The organism is Pseudomonas putida NBRC 14164, assembly GCF_000412675.1.
Classification (GTDB): Bacteria; Pseudomonadota; Gammaproteobacteria; order Pseudomonadales; family Pseudomonadaceae; genus Aquipseudomonas; species Aquipseudomonas putida.
The window spans coordinates 4,328,057-4,346,464 of the sequence record NC_021505.1; the positions used below are offsets into that span (position 1 = coordinate 4,328,057).

15 protein-coding genes are annotated in these 18,408 nt (G+C 65.8%); 11 read left to right on the plus strand and 4 right to left on the minus strand.

Going from position 1 to position 18,408, the window contains the following annotated elements; all coding sequences use genetic code 11:
* The first annotated feature begins 86 nt into the window (after positions 1–86).
* Positions 87–1,301, plus strand: a complete 1,215-nt coding sequence (locus PP4_RS19105; protein ID WP_016500827.1) for a benzoate/H(+) symporter BenE family transporter — start codon at positions 87–89, stop codon at positions 1,299–1,301.
* Positions 1,302–1,358: 57 nt separating this feature from the next.
* Positions 1,359–2,561, plus strand: a complete 1,203-nt coding sequence (locus tag PP4_RS19110) for an MFS transporter (RefSeq protein WP_016500828.1) — start codon at positions 1,359–1,361, stop codon at positions 2,559–2,561.
* A 110-nt stretch (positions 2,562–2,671) separates the two neighbouring features.
* Here the strand turns inward: PP4_RS19110 and PP4_RS19115 are convergent, their stop codons facing one another.
* Entirely contained in the window at positions 2,672–3,940 is a 1,269-nt protein-coding gene (locus PP4_RS19115) for a T6SS phospholipase effector Tle1-like catalytic domain-containing protein (RefSeq protein WP_016500829.1), read from the minus strand.
* Positions 3,941–4,171: 231 nt separating this feature from the next.
* Between PP4_RS19115 and PP4_RS19120 the strand changes: the two genes are divergently transcribed.
* The 9 genes from PP4_RS19120 to PP4_RS19160 all read left to right on the plus strand — a co-directional run bounded on the left by PP4_RS19120 (position 4,172) and on the right by PP4_RS19160 (position 16,629).
* Positions 4,172–5,131: an AAA family ATPase gene (locus PP4_RS19120; RefSeq protein WP_016500830.1), complete on the plus strand. Its 960-nt coding sequence runs from the start codon at positions 4,172–4,174 to the stop codon at positions 5,129–5,131.
* 4 nt (positions 5,132–5,135) lie between these two features.
* A complete protein-coding gene (locus PP4_RS19125) occupies positions 5,136–6,080 on the plus strand; it encodes a DUF58 domain-containing protein (protein ID WP_016500831.1) in 945 nt (314 codons plus the stop codon).
* A complete protein-coding gene (locus tag PP4_RS19130; RefSeq protein ID WP_016500832.1) occupies positions 6,077–6,571 on the plus strand; it encodes a DUF4381 domain-containing protein in 495 nt (164 codons plus the stop codon). Before PP4_RS19125 ends, PP4_RS19130 begins: the two co-directional genes overlap by 4 nt.
* On the plus strand, positions 6,564–7,640 hold the full coding sequence (locus PP4_RS19135) for a vWA domain-containing protein (protein WP_016500833.1): 1,077 nt from the start codon (positions 6,564–6,566) through the stop codon (positions 7,638–7,640). Before PP4_RS19130 ends, PP4_RS19135 begins: the two co-directional genes overlap by 8 nt.
* Complete coding sequence (locus PP4_RS19140; protein WP_016500834.1) at positions 7,637–9,355, plus strand: vWA domain-containing protein; 1,719 nt, start codon at positions 7,637–7,639, stop codon at positions 9,353–9,355. The genes PP4_RS19135 and PP4_RS19140 overlap by 4 nt, the downstream gene beginning before the upstream one ends.
* Positions 9,352–10,986, plus strand: a complete 1,635-nt coding sequence (locus PP4_RS19145) for a BatD family protein (RefSeq protein ID WP_016500835.1) — start codon at positions 9,352–9,354, stop codon at positions 10,984–10,986. Before PP4_RS19140 ends, PP4_RS19145 begins: the two co-directional genes overlap by 4 nt.
* Before the next feature lie 173 nt (positions 10,987–11,159).
* Entirely contained in the window at positions 11,160–12,398 is a 1,239-nt protein-coding gene (locus PP4_RS19150; RefSeq protein WP_016500836.1) for an exonuclease SbcCD subunit D C-terminal domain-containing protein, read from the plus strand.
* Complete coding sequence (locus PP4_RS19155) at positions 12,395–16,039, plus strand: AAA family ATPase (RefSeq protein ID WP_016500837.1); 3,645 nt, start codon at positions 12,395–12,397, stop codon at positions 16,037–16,039. Before PP4_RS19150 ends, PP4_RS19155 begins: the two co-directional genes overlap by 4 nt.
* Positions 16,036–16,629: a glutathione S-transferase gene (locus PP4_RS19160; protein ID WP_016500838.1), complete on the plus strand. Its 594-nt coding sequence runs from the start codon at positions 16,036–16,038 to the stop codon at positions 16,627–16,629. Before PP4_RS19155 ends, PP4_RS19160 begins: the two co-directional genes overlap by 4 nt.
* A gap of 35 nt (positions 16,630–16,664) precedes the next feature.
* Here PP4_RS19160 and PP4_RS29395 read toward each other — a convergent pair whose 3' ends face one another.
* From PP4_RS29395 to PP4_RS19170, 3 genes are all read right to left on the minus strand, one after another.
* On the minus strand, positions 16,665–16,841 hold the full coding sequence (locus PP4_RS29395) for a hypothetical protein (RefSeq protein ID WP_016500839.1): 177 nt from the start codon (positions 16,839–16,841) through the stop codon (positions 16,665–16,667).
* A 122-nt stretch (positions 16,842–16,963) separates the two neighbouring features.
* A complete protein-coding gene (locus tag PP4_RS19165; protein ID WP_016500840.1) occupies positions 16,964–18,094 on the minus strand; it encodes a lactonase family protein in 1,131 nt (376 codons plus the stop codon).
* Positions 18,060–18,350, minus strand: coding sequence for a DUF5629 family protein (locus PP4_RS19170; protein WP_004577427.1), 291 nt, complete (start codon positions 18,348–18,350; stop codon positions 18,060–18,062). The genes PP4_RS19165 and PP4_RS19170 overlap by 35 nt, the downstream gene beginning before the upstream one ends.
* Between the last annotated feature and the right edge of the window lie 58 nt (positions 18,351–18,408).

Sequence of the window (18,408 nt, forward strand, 5' to 3'; positions counted from 1 at the left end):
CCGGCGGCATAACGCTGCCGGGCAGCGTTTTTTTGCAGGAACAGCCTGGTGCTGTGCCTGTACCTGACTTTTGACCAGAGGCAACCATGGACGCGCCTGCACACACACCTTCAACGCCATTGCGGCTGACAGACATCCTCCACCCCGTGGTGGCGGGGCTCGTTTCAGTCATCGTCAACTATGGCGGCACCTTCATCCTGGTGTTCCAGGCCGCCAAGGTTGCCGGGCTGAGCCCGGAACTGACTTCATCCTGGGTCTGGGCCGTGTCGATCGGTGTCGGCCTCAGCGGCCTGCTGCTGTCCTGGTACAGCCGCGAACCGGTGATCACCGCCTGGTCCACGCCGGCAGCCGCATTTTTGGTCACGGCCCTGGCCACCGTGCCTTACAGCGAAGCCATCGGTGCCTACTTGTTGTCGGCCGCCGGCTTCGTGGTGCTAGGGCTGACCGGGTGCTTCGAGCGCCTGGTGCGGGTCATCCCCGGAGGCGTTGCGGCAGGACTGCTGGCGGGTATCCTGCTGCAGTTCGGCATCGGCGCCTTTGCCGGCCTGTCGGTTGACCCGGCCCTGGCAGGGCTGCTGATTGTGGCCTACGTGGCCTTCAAACGCTTCACCGCCCGCTACGCCGTGGTGGGCATTCTGATACTGGGGCTGGGCTACCTGCTGCTGCAGGGGCAAGCAGGCCTGGCGACGCTGCGCCTGGAGTTCGCCGCACCGGTGTTCACGGCGCCTACCTTCTCCCTCAACGCTGCCCTCAGCGTGGCCCTGCCATTGTTCCTGATCACCCTCACCGGCCAGTACATGCCCGGCATGCTGGTGCTGCGCAACGACGGCTTCAAGACCAGCGCCAACCCGATTGTCGCGGTCACCGGCCTGGGCTCGTTGCTGATGGCGCCATTCGGTTCACACGCTTTCAACATCGCCGCCATCACCGCGGCCATCTGCACCGGCAAGGAAGCCCATGAGGACCCGGGCAAGCGTTGGGTTGCGGGGATTGCTGCCGGTGCCTGCTACATCCTCGTGGGGGTGTTCGGGGTCACCTTGGCGAGTGTATTCATGGCCCTGCCGGGTACCTTCATCACCACCCTGGCCGGCCTCGCCCTGCTGGGCACCATCGGAGGCAGCCTGGCCAGTGCAATGGCCGATGCCCGCTCGCGCGAAGCCGCACTGATCACCTTCCTGGCGGCGGCGGCCAACATCAGCCTGTTCGGCATTGGCGGAGCCTTCTGGGGGCTGGTCATTGGCCTGCTGGCCTATGCCGTGCTGAACGGGCGCCTGCCTCGCGTCAACCGTTCACCCCGGTAAAAGCTTGCCACCCCCCCTACCCTGCGCCATGTGCCCACGCCGTTCGACAGGTATCGCATGCCCCACGCTGGCCCCAAGCTACTTACACAAATTGCTGCCGTGCACTTCGTCAGCCATGTGCACATCATGCTGATCCCGGCATTGCTACCCGTACTCCCTGGCCTGCTGGGCGTGGGGTTCGTCGAGCTTGGCGTAGCCCTGGCGGTGTTCAACATCGTCTCTGCCCTGGTGCAGGCACCGCTGGGCTATGCCGTCGACCACTACGGTGCGCGCAAGGTGCTCAAGGCAGGGTTGTTGCTGGGCAGCCTCAGTTTCCTGCTGCTGGCGGTCAGCCCCGGCTATGCGGTGTTGCTGGTAACGATGGCCATGGCGGGCCTCGCCAATGGCGTGTACCACCCTGCCGATTACGCGTTGCTGGCCAACGGCATCGAGCAAGGCCGCCTGGGGCGCTCGTTTTCGATCCATACGTTCGCCGGTTTCCTCGGTTCGGCGGTAACGCCAGCGGTGTTTCTCGGCATTGCCGCCGCGTTCGGTACACAGGCAGCCTTGGCAGCGGGTGCAGTGATGGGTGTTGCCGCTCTGCTGCTGATCTCGGTGCCAGGCAGCGGTGTCTATCAGGTACCCGGGCATGGCCGCACAAGTGGCGCCGGGGCTGCCGCTGCGCCGGGCCGCGTGCGCTTGCTCACGCCGATGATCGGCGTGTTGACGGTGCTGTTCGTCCTGCTGAACCTGAGTACCAGTGCCATCGAGAAGTTCTCCGTAGCCGCCCTGGTCCAGGGCCAAGGCCTGACCCTGGCCTGGGCGAATACGGCGCTCACGGCCTTTCTGCTGTGCAGTGCAGTGGGCGTCTTGTGCGGCGGGGCCTTGGCTGACCGCACCCGCCGCCATGGCCTGGTGGCCGCCATGGCCTTTGCCCTGGCGGCGGCGCTGACGACGCTGGTGGCGCTGGGGCTGGTGCAAGGCTGGGCATTGGTGGTGGTGCTCGGGGCCATCGGCTTGCTGACCGGGGTCATCGCACCATCGCGGGACATGCTGGTCAAGGCAGCAGCACCACGTGGTGCCGAGGGCAAAACCTTCGGGCTGGTCTCGACCGGCTTCAATATCGGCGGCGCCATCGGGCCGGTTGCGTTCGGCTGGATGCTCGACCAGCGCCTGCCTGAGGGCATCTTCATCGCTTCGGTGGTGTTCATGCTGCTGACCGTGCTGCTGACCCTGGCGCAGGAGGCGTATTTAGCCAGTAAGCGTCGCCAGCTGGCTTAGACCCTAGGGCTGCCTTGCAGCCCTTTCGCCGGCAAGCTCCCACAGGACTCCACACTTCTTGAGTGCGGCGCGATCCGTGTGGGAGCCGGCTTGCCGGCGATGAGGCCGGTTCAGGTTGATAAAGCTACCGGGTTCGGATGCACCACTCGACCGCCTGCCGCTGGCCGATTGATGAACAGCACATCCAGCACACTGTTACGCAACCCCTTCAGCGCATTCCAGTTCGCCGAGGCGTGCACATACCTGTCACGCAACAACCGCTGCTCCTTCTCGGTCAACCGCGGCTGCTCACATTCACCCAGGGCAAACGCATGCAACTTGCGGCTGATCTCCAGCAATTCAAACGGCAACCCATGCTCAGCCTGCCCGCCCAACGGCCCAAACGGCACCCCCGCACGCACCGCCAGCGCGCGCATGACACTCAGGTAAACCCGTGAAAGCTGACCCGCCACCTCCCGCTCCCGGTACACCGCCGCATACACCTGCTTTTGCGCCTCATAAGGCCGCCCACCGGCAATCGGTTCTTCCCAGGTAATCACCCGCGCGCCAAGGCCGCCAAACGCCGACGCCACCAAGGCGCTGACTGTGCTGTACACGCGGGTCTGTTCAGCGCGGATGCGCAGCGGCACACGCTGTGACTGCGGTTTGCACAGCAGTACCTGCTCTTGCGTACTGTTCGGGTAACCACCACCAATATTCGAATGCACACCCGGCAACACGATGTCGTGACCACTGCTCACCAATGGGAAGTTGTGCCGCTGCTCATCCCCGGCCACCAATTGCACCACGTGCCGGGCAATACCCTCACCCAGGCCCAGGCGCAAGCCGCCATGGCGGTCGTCGGCAGGGTCGAAATCGCCCTGCAACGGCGCAACGATCGCCGCTACGGTGTCGAACAGACCTATGAAATTGATCGTGATGCCGCAAGTGACGGCCAGCACCCGGCCCCCGTCAGCGTGCAGCAGATTTGCCAAGTGACGCACCGCCGCGGCACCGCGGCTGAAGCCGAACAGGTCGAACTCGACCCCCTCGAGTCTTGCGAGCGGATGGGCGTGCGCCCAATCCCGCAGCTGGCCGGCGATACCCTCCAATGCCTCGGTGACTCGCGCTTCGACGCCGGTGCGCCCGCGCCCGGTGGCCGAGGCATACGCATGATCCTCAGCGCCCTCCAGGGTGCCCACCCCCTCGACATAACGGCTGAGAAACGCCATTGCACCGTCGCCGCTCGCCCCCTCTGCCGGATAAAGCGCGTGCAACAGGGCCACATTGCTCAAGGCGTTGGTATAACTGGCGCCCTTGCCGCCGTTCGACTCTGTGGGCATCACATTGTGCTGATTATTACCGGTGCCATCGAAAAACACGCCAAATCTCAAGATCATCGTTGTGCGCCTGCTTGCGTCAAAAACACAAGCAGGCGCCAGGGCGCCGACGCTGAACATCAGCCTATGGCCAGCCATTTGCAGGACATTTCTGTACTTGCATGGCCCAGGGCTGGATAAATTTCCAAGCCGCCATTGGTCGCCACCCCCCCGGATGGATTAAAGTATCACCCCTTGCCAGGGCAGCTGCCTCCAGCCCCGCCTGCGGCCCCATACCAGGAACCGTCGCCGATGGAACACCGTGAAGCGCTGACCGCGCTGCGCACCTTTCTTTCTTCCCAGATCCTAGGCCAGGAGAAACTGGTCGAACGGCTGTTGATCGTGCTGCTGGCCGACGGCCACATGCTGGTCGAAGGTGCCCCGGGCCTGGCCAAGACCAAGGCTATCAAAGAACTCGCCGAAGGCATCGAGGCGCAGTTCCATCGCATCCAGTTCACCCCCGACCTGCTCCCGGCCGACATCACCGGCACGGAAATCTACCGCCCGGAAACCGGCAGCTTCGTGTTCCAGCAGGGGCCGATATTCCATAACCTGGTACTGGCCGACGAAATCAACCGCGCCCCGGCCAAGGTGCAGTCGGCACTGCTCGAAGCCATGGCCGAACGCCAGGTCAGTGTGGGCCGCAGCACCTACGACCTGTCGCCGCTGTTCCTGGTCATGGCCACGCAGAACCCGATCGAGCAGGAAGGTACCTACCCCCTGCCCGAAGCCCAGCTCGACCGCTTCCTGATGCACGTAAAAATCGGCTTCCCCGACGCAGCCGTGGAGCGGCGTATCCTGGCGCAGGCCCGTGGCGAAGCGCTGGGCGGCGAAACCAAGCCCGAGCGCCGGGTCAGCCAGCAGGCCATCTTTGCCGCGCGCAAGGAAATCCTCGGCCTGTACATGGCCGACGCGGTGGAGGAATACCTGGTGCAACTGGTGATGGCCACCCGCACCCCGGCCAAGTTCGACACCGAGCTGGCCGACTGGATCGCCTACGGCGCCAGCCCACGCGGTTCCATCTCGCTGGACCGCTGTGCGCGTGCCCACGCCTGGCTGGCCGGGCGCGACTTCGTCAGCCCGGAAGACATCCAGGCCGTGCTGTTCGACGTGCTGCGCCACCGCATCATCCTCTCGTTCGAGGCCGAGGCGGCGGGGATTGACCAGGACCGCGTGGTCCAGCGCATCCTCGACGTCGTCGCCGTTGCCTGAGCCCATGCCCACCGCGCAGCTGGCCGAACCCGGCATCCGCATAGGCCTTGCCGAACTGATCGACATGCGCCACCGCGTGCGCGAAATCCAGCTGTTTTCCAAGCCCGGCCAACGCAGCCCGCTGGTGGGCCTGCACCACTCCAAGCTGCGTGGACGCGGAGTGGACTTCGACCAGGTGCGCGTGTATCAGGCCGGCGACGATGTGCGCAACATCGACTGGCGGGTCACTGCACGCACCCAGGAACCGCACACCAAGCTGTTCCACGAAGAGCGCGAGCGGCCGATCTTCATCCTTGTCGAGCAAAGCCAGCGGCTGTTCTTCGGTTCGGGCCTGCTGTTCAAGTCGGTACTGGCGGCCCAGGCCGCGGCCCTGTTCGGCTGGGCCGCACTGGGGCACAACGACCGCATCGGCGGGCTGGTATTCGGCGACAACGACCCCCACGAGATCAAGCCTCGGCGCAGCAAACAGAGCCTGCTGCAACTGCTCAACCGCCTGGCCAAGGTCAACCAGTCGCTGCACACCGAAGCCGTGCCACAGGCCGACAGCCTTGGCCTGGCCTTGCGCCGGGCCCGCGAAGTACTGCGCCCGGGCAGCCTGGCCATTGTCATATGTGACGAGCGTTCGTTGAGCGCACAGTGCGAGCAGCACCTGGCCATGCTCTCGCGTCACTGCGACCTGCTGCTATTGCCCGTATCCGACCCGCTCGACCACGCCCTGCCCGCCGCCGGCCTGTTACGTTTCGCCCAGCGCGGTGCGCAGCTGGAGCTCGACACCCTGGACGCCAACCTGCGCCAGGCTTATCGCAAGCAGGCCGAGGCACGCATCGAGCGCTGGGAGCTGATGGCCCAGAAGCTGCGCGTCGTGCTGATGCCACTTAGCACCCAAAGCGACATGATCGAGCAGTTGCGCGAATACCTGAACGCCCAGCGGCCACGGAGCGCGTCATGAACCCGCTCGACCAGTTGCATCCGCTGATCGACCCGACGCCTGTCGGCCTATGGCCGCCGGCACCCGGCTGGTGGCTGCTGCTGGCCGTGCTGCCATTGCTGGGTTGGGGGCTGTGGCGGCTGCGCCGCTGGCGCCCGGGCAAACGCCGCATCGTGCGGGCCGAACAACCCCTGGACCCGGTGCGTGTGGAAGCCCTGGCCGAGCTGGCACGCCTGCCGCGCCCGTACGACGGCGCCCCGGCCGGCGCTTGGCTGCAACAGATCAATGCCCTGCTCAAGCGCCTGTGCCGCAGCCATTATCCGGGTGCCAACAGCCACACCCTCAACGGCCGCCAATGGCTGGCATTTCTCGACAACCGCTGCCCGGCCGCCGGCCTGACCCGCTGGATGGTGCTGGTCGAGGGCGCCTACAAGCCCGAGTGCAAGCTCGACGACAAGGCCATTGTCGGGCTCAGCCAGGCCGTCGAAACCTGGATCCGCAAGCATGTTTGAACTGGCCTGGCCGTGGGTCTTCGCCCTGTTGCCGCTGCCTTGGCTGGCGCGCCTGCTGTTGCCAGCCGCCGACAGCGGCGAGCCGGTGCTCAAGGTCGGCTTCCTCAACGAACTGGAAAGCCTGGCCGGGCGCCGCGCACGCCTCAACCTGCCCACCTGGCGCCAGCAAGCGCCGTTCGTGGTCATCTGGCTGTTGCTGCTATGCGCCGCCGCCCGCCCGCAGTGGCTGGGCGAACCGGTACCGGTGGCTGCCAGTGGCCGCGACCTGCTGGTGGCGGTGGACGTGTCCGGGTCGATGGACTTCCCCGACATGCAGTGGCAAAACGAAGACATCAGCCGGCTCGATCTGGTCAAGGCACTGATGGGCGACTTTCTGCAAGACCGTGAAGGCGACCGCGTGGGCCTGATCCTGTTCGGCAGCCAGGCGTACCTGCAGGCACCACTCACCTTCGACCGGCGCACCGTGCGCACCTTCCTTGACGAAGCGCAGATCGGCATCGCCGGCAAAAATACTGCCATCGGTGACGCCATTGGCCTGGCGGTCAAGCGCCTGCGCCAACGGCCGGCCCAAAGCCGGGTGCTGGTGCTGATCACCGACGGCGCCAACAACGGTGGGCAAATCCACCCGCTGACCGCTGCTCGCCTGGCCGCCCAGGAAGGGGTACGCATCTACACCATCGGCATCGGCGCCAACCCCGACGCCAGTGGCACACCTGGCCTGCTTGGCCTCAACCCGAGCCTGGACCTGGATGAAGCCTCACTCAAGGAAATCGCCGACATCACCCACGGTGCCTATTTCCGTGCCCATGACGGCGCCGAGCTGGACGCCATCGGCGACGCCCTTGATCAGTTGGAGCCGGTAGCCCAGCAACCGACCCCGGCACGCACGGCCCAGGCCCTCTACGCCTGGCCCCTGGCCCTGGCCCTGCTGCTCAGCGTGCTGCTGGTGGTGGCCGTGCAATGGCCCGACAACCTGCTACAACGGCTGCTGCGCAAGCCGCGGTTCCTGCAGCCGCACCCGGAATGGCGCCAGCGCCTGAAGCGCCTGCGCCTGAGGAGGCGGCGATGATCGATCTGTGGCCCCAATGGCTGCGCCCACTGTGGTTGCTGGCCGTGCCCCTGCTCGGCTGGCTGCTGTACAAGCTGTGGCACAGGCGCAAGCGCGCCGGGCGCTGGCAGATGATCTTGCCGCCCGCCTTCCATGGCGTATTGCTGGGCGGTGGCAGCGGCAGCACCAGCAAGCTGCCGTGGATAGCACTGGGCCTGGCCTGGGCGCTGGTGGTCCTGGCCCTGCTCGGGCCCAGCTGGCAACGCGTGGAAGAAAGCCGCCAACGCCCGGCCGACCCGCTGGTGATCTTGCTGGAGCTGACCCCACAGATGCTCGCCGAAGACAGCCCGCCCAACCGCCTGGAACAGGCCCGGCGCAAGGTCCTCGACCTGCTCGAACACCGCCGCGACAGCCAGACCGCGCTGGTGGTGTACGCCGGCTCGGCGCACACCCTGGTGCCGCTGTCCGATGACCTGGCCACCACCCGCAACCTGCTGGAGTCCATCGACCCGTCGATCATGCCAAAACCCGGCCAGCGCGCCGACCTGGCCGTGCAAAAGGGCCTGGCCCTGCTGGCCCAGAGTGGCCTGGGCCAAGGCCGCTTGCTGCTGATCGGCTCGTCGCTGAGCGCCCCGGAACGCCAAGGCATCAGCCAGGCACTCGGCCGCCAGGGCCCGAGCTTGCTGATGCTGGGTATCGGCAGCCGCGAAGGCGCCCCGGTGCGCCAGGCCAGCGGCGAATACCTCAAGGACGACCAGGGCGGAATCTTGCTGCCTCGGCTGGACAGCGCCAGCCTCAAGGGCTTCATCAGCGGCACTGGCGGGCGCTACCGGCATGCCCGCATCGACGACCTCGACCTGCGCGGCCTGGGCCTGTTCGACAACCCCCGCACCGCGCGCAATGACGGCCAGACCCTGCAACTGGACAGCTGGGCCGACCAGGGTTACTGGCTGCTGATCCCGTTGCTGTTGCTGGCTGCCTGTGCCGGCCGACGCGGCTGGCTGTTCTGCCTGCCACTGCTGCTGGTCCTGCCACAGCCCAGCCAGGCGTTCGAGTTCAACGACCTGTGGCTGCGCCCCGACCAGCAAGGCCAGCGCCTGCTGGAGCAAAACCGCCCGGCCAGCGCCGCACGCCACTTCCAGGACCCGCAGTGGCGCGGCATGGCCCTGTACCAGGCCGGCGACTATGCCGGTGCCGCCGAGGCGTTTTCCCAAGGCGATACCGCCGCCGCCCACTACAATCGAGGCAATGCCCTTGCCCGCAGCGGTGAACTGGAAGCCGCCCTGGACGCCTACGAGCAAGCCCTGGAGCGCCAGCCAGACCTGCAGCCCGCGCTGGACAACCAGGCGCTGGTGCAACAAATGCTGCAACAGCGCGAGGCCAAGGCCGAAGAGCAGCCGGCCAACAGCGATGCCCAAGGTACCCCCGGCAGCGAAACCGAGGGCAACAGCAGCTCGGCCAGCAGCCCCGCCCAGGGCACGCCCGGCAGCGACGAACAAGCCAACGCCGAACAGCCCGGTGAAAGCAGCAATAACAGCCAGGCCGCGCCCGGCAACCAGGCGGGTGCTGACGACGACGTCATCCAGCCGCCACAGCGCCCGGTGTCGACCAACCTCGACACCGAACAGCGCCAGGCCCTGGAACAATGGCTGCGGGAGATCCCCGATAACCCGGCGGAGCTGCTGCGGCGCAAATTCTGGTATGAACAGCAATTGCATCAGGAAACCCCACGATGAGTCGCTTCGGCGTCTTTCTGCTCACCCTGCTATGGGCCGTGCTGGCCCAGGCCGAGCCGCTGCTGCAAGCCAGCGTTGACCGCACCCGCCTGGAAGCTGGCGAGAGCCTGGAGCTGACCCTGGAAAGCCAGGACGTCACCCAGTTCGGCAAGCCCGACCTGCAAGCCCTGGAAGGCGACTTTGAAGTGCGTGGCACGCGCCAGCTGAACAGCCTGCACACCCTCGACGGCGAAACCCGCGCAAGCACCCGCTGGATCATCACCCTGCTGCCACGGCGCAGCGGCAGCCTGCGTATCCCCGAACTGCAGCTGGGCCAGTCGCACAGCCAGGCCATCGAACTGCAAGTGCTGCAGGCCGATGCCAATCGCCAGGACAGCGCCTCGCAAGTGTTCATCGAAGCGACCCTGGACAGCAGCGATGTCTACGTCCAGGCCCAGGCCGTGCTGACCCTGCGCATCTACCATTCGGTGGCGCTGTACGACGACAGCAACCTCAGCCCCCTGCAACTGGAGAACGCCAAGGTCGAACCACTGGGCGAATCGCGCACGTATGAAAAGGAAATCAACGGCGTGCGTCATGGCGTGATCGAAACCCGCTATGCGGTGTACGCCCAGCAAAGCGGCAGCCTCGACATTCCACCGCTGACCTTTACCGCCACTGCTGCCGCCAGCAACGACGAAGCCTCACAGGCCAATGGCACGGCCCGCGCCGGCCGCCAGGTGCAGGTCAGTTCGCTGCCCTTGCGCCTGAACGTGCGGCCGATTCCCGCGGCCTGGCCCGCTGGCGTACCGTGGCTGCCAGCCCGCAGCCTGACCCTGGAAGAGCACTGGAACCCCGACCCGGGCAGCCAGCAAGTGCAGATTGGCGACTCGCTGACGCGCAACATCACCTTGCGTGCCGAGGGCTTGTCCAGCACCCAACTGCCGCCGCTGCCCGCCACAGAAATCATCGGCCTGCGCCGCTACCCCGACCAGCCGCTGCTGCGCAACGAAATCAGCGAGCGCGGCATGACCGCCAACCGCGAAGAGCGCGAAGCCCTGGTGCCGACCCACGCAGGTGCGCTGACCTTGCCGGCACTGGAAGTGGCATGGTGGAACACCCGCGAAGACCATCTGGAACACAGCAGCCTGCCAGCGCGCACATTGAACGTGCAAGACAACCCGGCGCTGAGCGCAGACACCCCGGTGGGCGACAACAGCAGCGCCAGCACCCTGCTGTGGCCTTGGCAACTGGCCACACTGCTGTTCGCCCTGACCACCGTGCTGGGCTTCGCCCTGTGGTGGCGTGCCCGCTCGCGGCCAGCGGTGCTGCGCGCGGCGCAAAACGGGCCAAGCCCGCGCACATTGCTGGACGACCTCAAGCGTGCATGCCAGGCCAACGACCCACAGGCCACACGCCAGGCGCTGGATGCATGGGCCCGGCAACAGCCGGAAACCCTGGCCGAGATGGCCGCGCGTTTCGTGCCGTTGTCGGATGCGCTGGATGGGCTGAACGGGGCGCTGTACAGCGAAACAGGGCAGTATTGGCAGGGTGAGGATTTGTGGCGGGCGATTGGCACCATTCCGCCGGCTGAGCAGGTGTTGCTGCCGACGAGTGACAGCGGCAGCTTGCCGCCGCTCTATCCCAAGTAGGCCACCAGGGTGTTCGCCACAAGGTTTTCAGCGCCTGTGAGATCGAGCGCCGCGCGGGCGGCGCTCGATCTCACAGCCGCCAAACATCTCCAGGCAGGCACCTCTCAGCCCCAACCTTGGGTTACCATACCGCCCTTTCCCCGCTTGTCCGACTCGACACCAACAGGTCATCCATGCGTCTGTTTCATACCTCCGACTGGCACCTGGGCCAAAGCCTGCACGGCCAGGAACGCGACTTCGAACACGCCTGCTTCCTCGAGTGGCTGCTCGGCCAGCTGCGCCTGCGCCAGCCCGATGCGCTGCTGATTGCCGGCGACATCTTCGACACGGTCAACCCGCCGGTCAAAGCCCAGGAGCGCCTCTACGACTTCATCGTCCAGGCCCATGAGCAACAGCCCAAGCTGGATATCGTGATGATCGCCGGCAACCACGACTCCGGCTCGCGCATCGAGCTGCCCGCCGCATTGATGCGGCGCCTGCGCACCCATGCCCTGGGCCGTGTGCACTGGCTGGACGAAGGCCAGCTGGATGCCGAGCGCCTGTTGATCCCACTGACCAACGGCCGCGGCAAGGTCGCCGCATGGTGCCTGGCCCTGCCCTTCCTGCGCCCGGCCGAGGTCACCGGCCCGAGCCTGGGCGACGACTACCTGCAAGGCATCACCCAGGTCCACCAGCAACTGATCACCGCCGCGCAAGCCAAGCGCAAGAAAGACCAGGCGCTGATCGCCATCAGCCATGCGCACATGGCCGGTGGCTCGGTGTCGGAAGACTCGGAGCGCAGCCTGATCATCGGCAACGCCGAGGCACTGCCGGCCAAGCTGTTCGACAAGGCCATCAGCTATGTCGCCCTGGGCCACCTGCACAAACCGCAGAAGGTCAACCGCGAAGAACGCATCCGCTACAGCGGCTCGCCGATCCCGCTGTCGTTCGCCGAAATCAACTACCCGCACCAGGTGCTGGAAGTGGAGCTGGACGGCACCGAACTGGTCAGCGTCGAACCGCGCCCGGTACCGCGCGCGGTGGCCCTGCAACGGGTTGGCCCGGCACCCTTGGGCGAACTGCTGCAACAGCTGGCCGACCTGCCCGTGATCGACCTGCTCGAAGACCCCAACCGCCAGCCCTGGCTGGAGGTGCGGGTGATACTGGACGAGCCGCAACCCGACCTGCGCCAGCAGATTGAAACTGCACTGGAAGGCAAGGCTGTGCGGCTGATCCGCATCAGCGCCGAATACGCCGGCCGCAATAACGCCGAAGACGATGACCTGGCCTTTGTCGAGCTTTCCCAGATGACCCCGCAAGACCTGTTCAGCCGCGCCTGGGAGCAGGCTTACGGCAACCCCGCAGATGAGCAGGCGCTGGCCGACTTTGCCCTGCTGTTGCAGGACGTGCAGCAGGAAGAGGAGCAGCCATGAAGATTCTCGCCATTCGCCTGAAGAACCTGGCATCGCTGGCCGGCCCGGTCGAAATCGACTTCACCGCAGAACCCTTGGCCAGCGCTGGCCTGTTCGCCATCACCGGGCCAACGGGGGCCGGCAAAAGCACCCTGCTCGACGCCCTGTGCCTGGCGTTGTTTGGCACAGTGCCACGCCTGAACGACATCGGCCGCGAGGCCAAGGTGCCCGACGCCGACGGCGAAATCCCCACCTACGACCCGCGTAACCTGCTGCGCCGTGGCACCGGCAGTGGCTTTGCCGAGGTCGACTTCGTCGGCATCGACGGCCGCCGCTACCGCGCCCGCTGGGAAGCCAACCGCGCCCGCGACAAGGCCAACGGCAAGCTGCAACACAGCCGCCAGAGCTTCTACGACCTGGACAGCGAACAGGTGCTGGGCAGTGGCAAGAACGAATACAAGCAACTGGTCGAGGCCCGCCTTGGCCTGAACTTCGAGCAGTTCACCCGTGCGGTAATGCTGGCCCAGAGCGAGTTCGGCGCTTTCCTCAAGGCGGACGACAAAGAGCGCAGCGAGCTGCTGGAAAAACTCACCAATACCGCCATCTACACCCGCCTTGGCCAGCGTGCCTTCAGCAAGGCCCGTGAAGCCGGCGAGGCCCACAACGCCCTCAAGGAGCGCGCCAGCCACCTGCTACCGATGGCCGCCGAAGCCCGCACCGACCTTGACCAGCGCCTGGAGCAGGCGCAGCAGCAGTTCAAGGCCGACCAGGCTGGCGAGCGCCAACTGGAACAGCAACGCAACTGGCTGAATGAACAACGCCAGCTGCAAGCCCAACATGCCGAAGCCGGCACCGCGCTACAGGCCGCCGAACAAAGCTGGCAGCAACTGGCCGAACCCCGTCTGGCCCTCGTTCGCCTGGAGCGCCTGGCCCCCCAGCGCCACCAGTTCCACCGCCAGCAGGCGCTGACTGCGCAACTGGCACCCGTGGCCGCGAAAATCGCTGAGCAACAGCAGCAGCAAGCCGAGCTGCAGGTGCGCACCCTTGAGCTCGAACAGGCGCTGGCCGCCGCACGCCAGGCGCTTGCCGACAGCCAGGCCCAGCATGGCGAAAACGCACCGCGCCTGCGCCAGGCCTTTGCCGCCCAGGACAACCTGGCGCGCCTGGACCAGGAACTGGCCGCGCAGCGCAGCACCAGCCAACAGGCTGAACAGCAGGTCGCCGACGGCCAGCAGCAGTTGCAGCAGCTTGAAGACAACCAGCAGCGCAGCCTGCAGCAACTGGCCCAGATCGACACCGCGCTGGCCGACAGCCAGCACCTGGCAGGCCTGGCAAATGCCTGGCACGCCTACCTGCCACAGCTGAAGCAGGTAATGCTGACCGGTGGGCGCCTGGCCAAAGGCCGTGAAGAACTGCCCGGCCTTCAGGCCCAGGCCAGCCAGGCCAATGCACACTTGCAGGCCGAGCGCGACGCCTACGACCTGCTGTTCCGCGAAGCCAAGGCCGAACCGCAGGCCCTTGCCGAGCAAATCGACCTGCTCGGTGGCATGCTGCAGGACAACCGCAAGCAGCAGCGCGCCGTCGAAGAACTGTCGCGCCTGCATGGCCGTGAACAAGAGCTACGCCAGCAGCTGCATGCCGTGCGCGAACGGCAGCAGCAGGCCATGCAGCAACGCCAGCAACTGATTACCGAAGGCACCGCCGCCAAGGCCGAGCTGGAAGCCGCCGAGCAAGCGCTGAACCTCACCCGCCAGCTGCTGGAACGCCAGCGCCTGGCGCGCAATACCAGCGTCGAAGAACTGCGCGGCCAGCTGCGCGATGGCGAACCGTGCCCCGTGTGCGGCAGCGCCGAGCACCCGTTCCATCAACCCGAAGCGCTGCTGCAAAGCCTGGGTCGCCACGATCAGGCCGAAGTAGACGCCGCGCAGCAGCAGGTCGAAGCCCTCGGCAGCAAGCTGGTAGAGCTGCGTACCCAGCTGGGCGTGATCAACGCTCAGCTCAAGGACTACCAGCAACAACAGCAGCAACTGGGCGAACAACTGCAACCGTTGGTGGCCGAGGTACAGGCGCACAGCCTGTGGCCTGCCCTCGCCCCGCAGGACGACAAGGCCCGCAGCACCTGGCTCGACAGCCAGCTGCGGCGTCTTGAAGAAGAAATCAGTCAGGACCAAAAGCGCCAGAGCGCCCTGCTCGCCCTGCAAAAAGATGCATCCCGCCTCAACCAGCAGTTGCAGGCCGCCCATGAAGCACAACAGCAGGCCCAGCGCCACCTGGAGCACCAGCACCAGGCCCTGGCCACCGACGAACAGCAACTGCAGCAAAGCCTGAACGACCTGACCGGCGTGCTGCCTGAGGAAGCCGTCAAGGCCCTTAACGACGACCCGGCCAATGCTTTCCTCGCCCTGGACCAGCAGATTGCCCAGCGCTTGCAACAACTGGAGCAACGCAAGGACGAACAGGAAGAACAACAAGCCCGCCAGGCCCAGTTGGACAAGCTGCGCGACCAGCAACAAGCGCGTGTGCAAGGCCAGCAGCAATTGCAGCAGAATCTGGCCGCCCTCGACGCGCAACGCCAGCAAGCCCTGGCCTCGCTCGGCGAACTGCTCGGCGAACATGCCAGCGCCGAAGCCTGGCAACAACACATGGACTGCGCGCTGGAACATGCCCGCGCCCTCGACGCCGACACCGCACAACGCCTGCAGGACCTGCGCACCCAGGGTGTGCAACTGGCCAGTGAGCTCAAGGCCAACGCCCAGCAGCAACAGGCGCTGGACGCCGAGTGCCAGCAGTTACAAGGGCAGATCGCCCAGTGGCGCAGCGAGCATCCGGAACTGGATGACGCAGGCCTGGATCGCCTGCTGGCCATGGACGATGCGCAAGTCAGTGAACTGCGCCAGCACCTGCAAAACGCCGAGAAAGCCATCGAACAAGGTCGCGTATTGCTGCAGGAACGTGAACAACGCCTGCAACAACACGCCGCACAAATGACCGTGGACACCTCGGCCGAAGCCCTGGAACAAGCCCTGACCGAGCTGCGCGAGCGCCTGGCCGGCCACGAGCAGCAATGCGCCGAACTGCGCGCACAGCAGGCCGACGACCAGCGTCGCCAGCAGGCACACCAGGCGTTGGCGGCAGAAATCGAACAGGCCCATCAGCAATGGCAACGCTGGGCCCGCTTGAACGCCCTGATCGGTTCGGCCTCGGGCGATGTGTTCCGCAAGATTGCCCAGGGTTACAACCTCGACCTGCTGCTGCACCACGCCAATACCCAGCTGCGCCAGCTGGCCCGCCGCTACCGCCTCAAGCGCGGCGGCAGCGCCCTCGGCCTGCTGGTGCTGGACACCGAGATGGGGGACGAACTGCGCTCAGTGCACTCGCTGTCGGGCGGGGAAACCTTCCTGGTCTCGCTGGCCCTGGCCCTGGGCCTGGCCTCGATGGCCTCCAGCACCCTGCGCATCGAATCGCTGTTCATCGACGAAGGCTTCGGCAGCCTCGACCCCGAGTCGCTGCAACTGGCCATGGACGCCCTCGACGGCTTGCAGGCTCAGGGCCGAAAAGTGGCGGTGATTTCCCACGTGCAGGAAATGCACGAGCGCATCCCGGTGCAGATCCAGGTGCGTCGCCAAGGCAATGGCCTGAGTGACGTGGAGGTGTGCGGGTGATCCTCTACTCGTTCCGCCGCTGCCCCTGGGCCATGCGCGCGCGCCTGGCCTTGCGTTATGCCGGGTGCGAGGTGGAAATCTGTGAGGTGGCGATGAAGAACAAGCCGGCAGCACTGCTGGCCTTGTCGCCCAAGGGCACGGTGCCGGTGCTGGATACCGGTGCCGGGGTACTGGAAGAAAGCCTGGACATCATGCGCTGGGCGTTGACGCAAAACGACCCGCAGGGCTGGCAGCTACAGGCTGACCCTGTGGCCGCGCAGCAAGCTGAAGCCCTGATTGCTCGCAATGACAGCACATTCAAGGCGCAGGTGAACCTGTACAAGTATGCCGAACGCTACCCGGAGCACTCCCGCGAGCATTACCGCCAGCAGGCTGAAACCTGGCTGGCGGAGCTCGAAGGCCTGCTGGCCGGCCGGCCCTACCTGCTGGCCGACCACCCGAGCATTGCCGATGCCGCGTTGCTGCCCCTGATGCGCCAGTTTGCCGGGGTCGAACCGCAGTGGTTCGCCGAGGCGGCTTATCCGCGGGTGCGGAGCTGGCTGGAGGGGTGGTTGGCTTCGGAGCTGTTCAGGTCAGTCATGGCCAAATGAGTTCACGCGATCCCTCGTAGGAGACCGCACAAGGCTCAGTGCTGCTGTTTGCCACTCAACGCCGCATGGAAATTGGCACTCTGGCGCAGGTACTGCTCGGTGTAGCTGTGGGTGGCAGAAGCCTTGCTGCTGTCGGCATGGGCATGCGCCGGCAGTACGACCGATGCGGAAATGGCGGATGCGGCAATAACCGGGAAGAGATTGAAGTTCATCTGGGCTGACCTCGACGGCGGTGGTTTGACGGTGGCCCGTTTGGGCCTTGGGTCAAACTTACGCCGCCGAGGCCGCACGCAAAAATTCATTGCGGCAGTACCGATTATCACGCTGATCGATATCACTCGATGAACTTGAGGTCCGACGGTGCATCCTGCTGCAGCGTCTGCACCGTCTCCAGCAGCTTGCCACTGCGCGGATCGCGACGTATCACCACGATCTGGTTGCTCTTCTGGTTGGCCACCAGCAGGAAGTTGTCACTCGGGTCCAGGGCAAACTCCCGAGGGTGATCGCCTTCTACCGGGCGACGCTGCAGGAACGTCAACTGGCCATCCTGCTTGCCTACGCTGAACACCACAATTTCATTGGCCGTGCCACGGTTGCTCACGTACAGGAAGCGCCCGTCCGCCGACAGGTGCAAGCCACCTGCTGCCTTCGCTGCGGCCTCCTGGCGCTCGGTCAGGGGTAAGCGCTGGCGTTCAATCAGGTTGCCGTCCTGCACATCGAACATCACCACTTCGGCGTTCATTTCCAGGGTGAGGTAGGCGTGCCGGCCCTTGGCGTCGAACAGCAGGTGACGCGGCCCGCTGCCCGGCGGCAAGGCCACGGACGCAGGTATCGCCGCTGTCAGCGGGTGGTCCGCACTGGCACCGTCGTAGCGGTAGATGAACACCTTGTCGGCACCCAGGTCGCTGGCATACAGGTGCTGGCCATCCGGCGACAGCACCAGCGAATGCACGTGGGCACCGGCCTGGCGCTCAGGGTTGACCCCGCTCGCCTTATGCCGGGCCTGTTGCACCACGGGCTTGAGCGTGCCGTCCTTGGTAACCGGGATCACCACCAGGCTGCCACCGGGGTCAGGGTTGACCGCGTAGTTGGCCACGAACAGGTAGCGCTGGTCACGGCTGAGGCTGGCGTGGGTGGGCTCGTCGCCCTGGGTGGCCACTTGGTTGAGCGGCTTGATTTCGCCTTTGCTGCTGATGCTGAAACTGCTGGCATGGCCCTGCGGGGTCTCATTCACCGTAAACAGCTGGCGCTGGTCGGCCGACAGCACCAGCCAGGAAGGGCTGACGCTCTTCACCACCTGCAGGGGCGTGGAGTCGATACGGCCGGCCTTGTCGTCGAACTGATACCGGTAGATGCCCTGGCTGGCACCATCGGTATAGCTGCCCACCAGCAAGGTAGCGGCGTGGGAATTGATCGTGAGGCTCATCAGGCTAGCGGTCAGCAGGCTCGTCCAGGTCCGGTTCATCTTGGTCATCATCCGGGGCGCGAAAGGCACTCATACAGACTAGCCGATGCTCGCCGTTGGCATCGTTGAGTTGCCATTCATCACCGGTGGCAATAGCCGCAGCGACTTGTTCGGGGGTGAAGGACCAGCGACGCAGCTGGCGGCCGTCCATGCATTCGACAGTGAGGCCGGATGCGTCGGCGGTGAAATCGAAGGCGTGCAGGCCGTCGATCAGGAGCATGTCGCAGGACTGCAGGGCGGTGGCGAGGGGGGACATGGGGGTACCTGTGGGAGATGTGGCGGCATTATAACCCTTGTGCTGCGAATGGGCCGCA

Bases quoted from the DNA above. Each gene is read 5' to 3' on its own strand.
- PP4_RS19105 (WP_016500827.1), top strand. From the start codon at position 87: ATGGACGCGCCTGCACACACACCTTCAACGCCATTGCGGCTGACAGAC.
- PP4_RS19110 (WP_016500828.1), top strand. From the start codon at position 1,359: ATGCCCCACGCTGGCCCCAAGCTACTTACACAAATTGCTGCCGTGCAC.
- PP4_RS19115 (WP_016500829.1), bottom strand. From the start codon at position 3,940: ATGATCTTGAGATTTGGCGTGTTTTTCGATGGCACCGGTAATAATCAG.
- PP4_RS19120 (WP_016500830.1), top strand. From the start codon at position 4,172: ATGGAACACCGTGAAGCGCTGACCGCGCTGCGCACCTTTCTTTCTTCC.
- PP4_RS19125 (WP_016500831.1), top strand. From the start codon at position 5,136: ATGCCCACCGCGCAGCTGGCCGAACCCGGCATCCGCATAGGCCTTGCC.
- PP4_RS19130 (WP_016500832.1), top strand. From the start codon at position 6,077: ATGAACCCGCTCGACCAGTTGCATCCGCTGATCGACCCGACGCCTGTC.
- PP4_RS19135 (WP_016500833.1), top strand. From the start codon at position 6,564: ATGTTTGAACTGGCCTGGCCGTGGGTCTTCGCCCTGTTGCCGCTGCCT.
- PP4_RS19140 (WP_016500834.1), top strand. From the start codon at position 7,637: ATGATCGATCTGTGGCCCCAATGGCTGCGCCCACTGTGGTTGCTGGCC.
- PP4_RS19145 (WP_016500835.1), top strand. From the start codon at position 9,352: ATGAGTCGCTTCGGCGTCTTTCTGCTCACCCTGCTATGGGCCGTGCTG.
- PP4_RS19150 (WP_016500836.1), top strand. From the start codon at position 11,160: ATGCGTCTGTTTCATACCTCCGACTGGCACCTGGGCCAAAGCCTGCAC.
- PP4_RS19155 (WP_016500837.1), top strand. From the start codon at position 12,395: ATGAAGATTCTCGCCATTCGCCTGAAGAACCTGGCATCGCTGGCCGGC.
- PP4_RS29395 (WP_016500839.1), bottom strand. From the start codon at position 16,841: ATGAACTTCAATCTCTTCCCGGTTATTGCCGCATCCGCCATTTCCGCA.
- PP4_RS19165 (WP_016500840.1), bottom strand. From the start codon at position 18,094: ATGAACCGGACCTGGACGAGCCTGCTGACCGCTAGCCTGATGAGCCTC.
- PP4_RS19170 (WP_004577427.1), bottom strand. From the start codon at position 18,350: ATGTCCCCCCTCGCCACCGCCCTGCAGTCCTGCGACATGCTCCTGATC.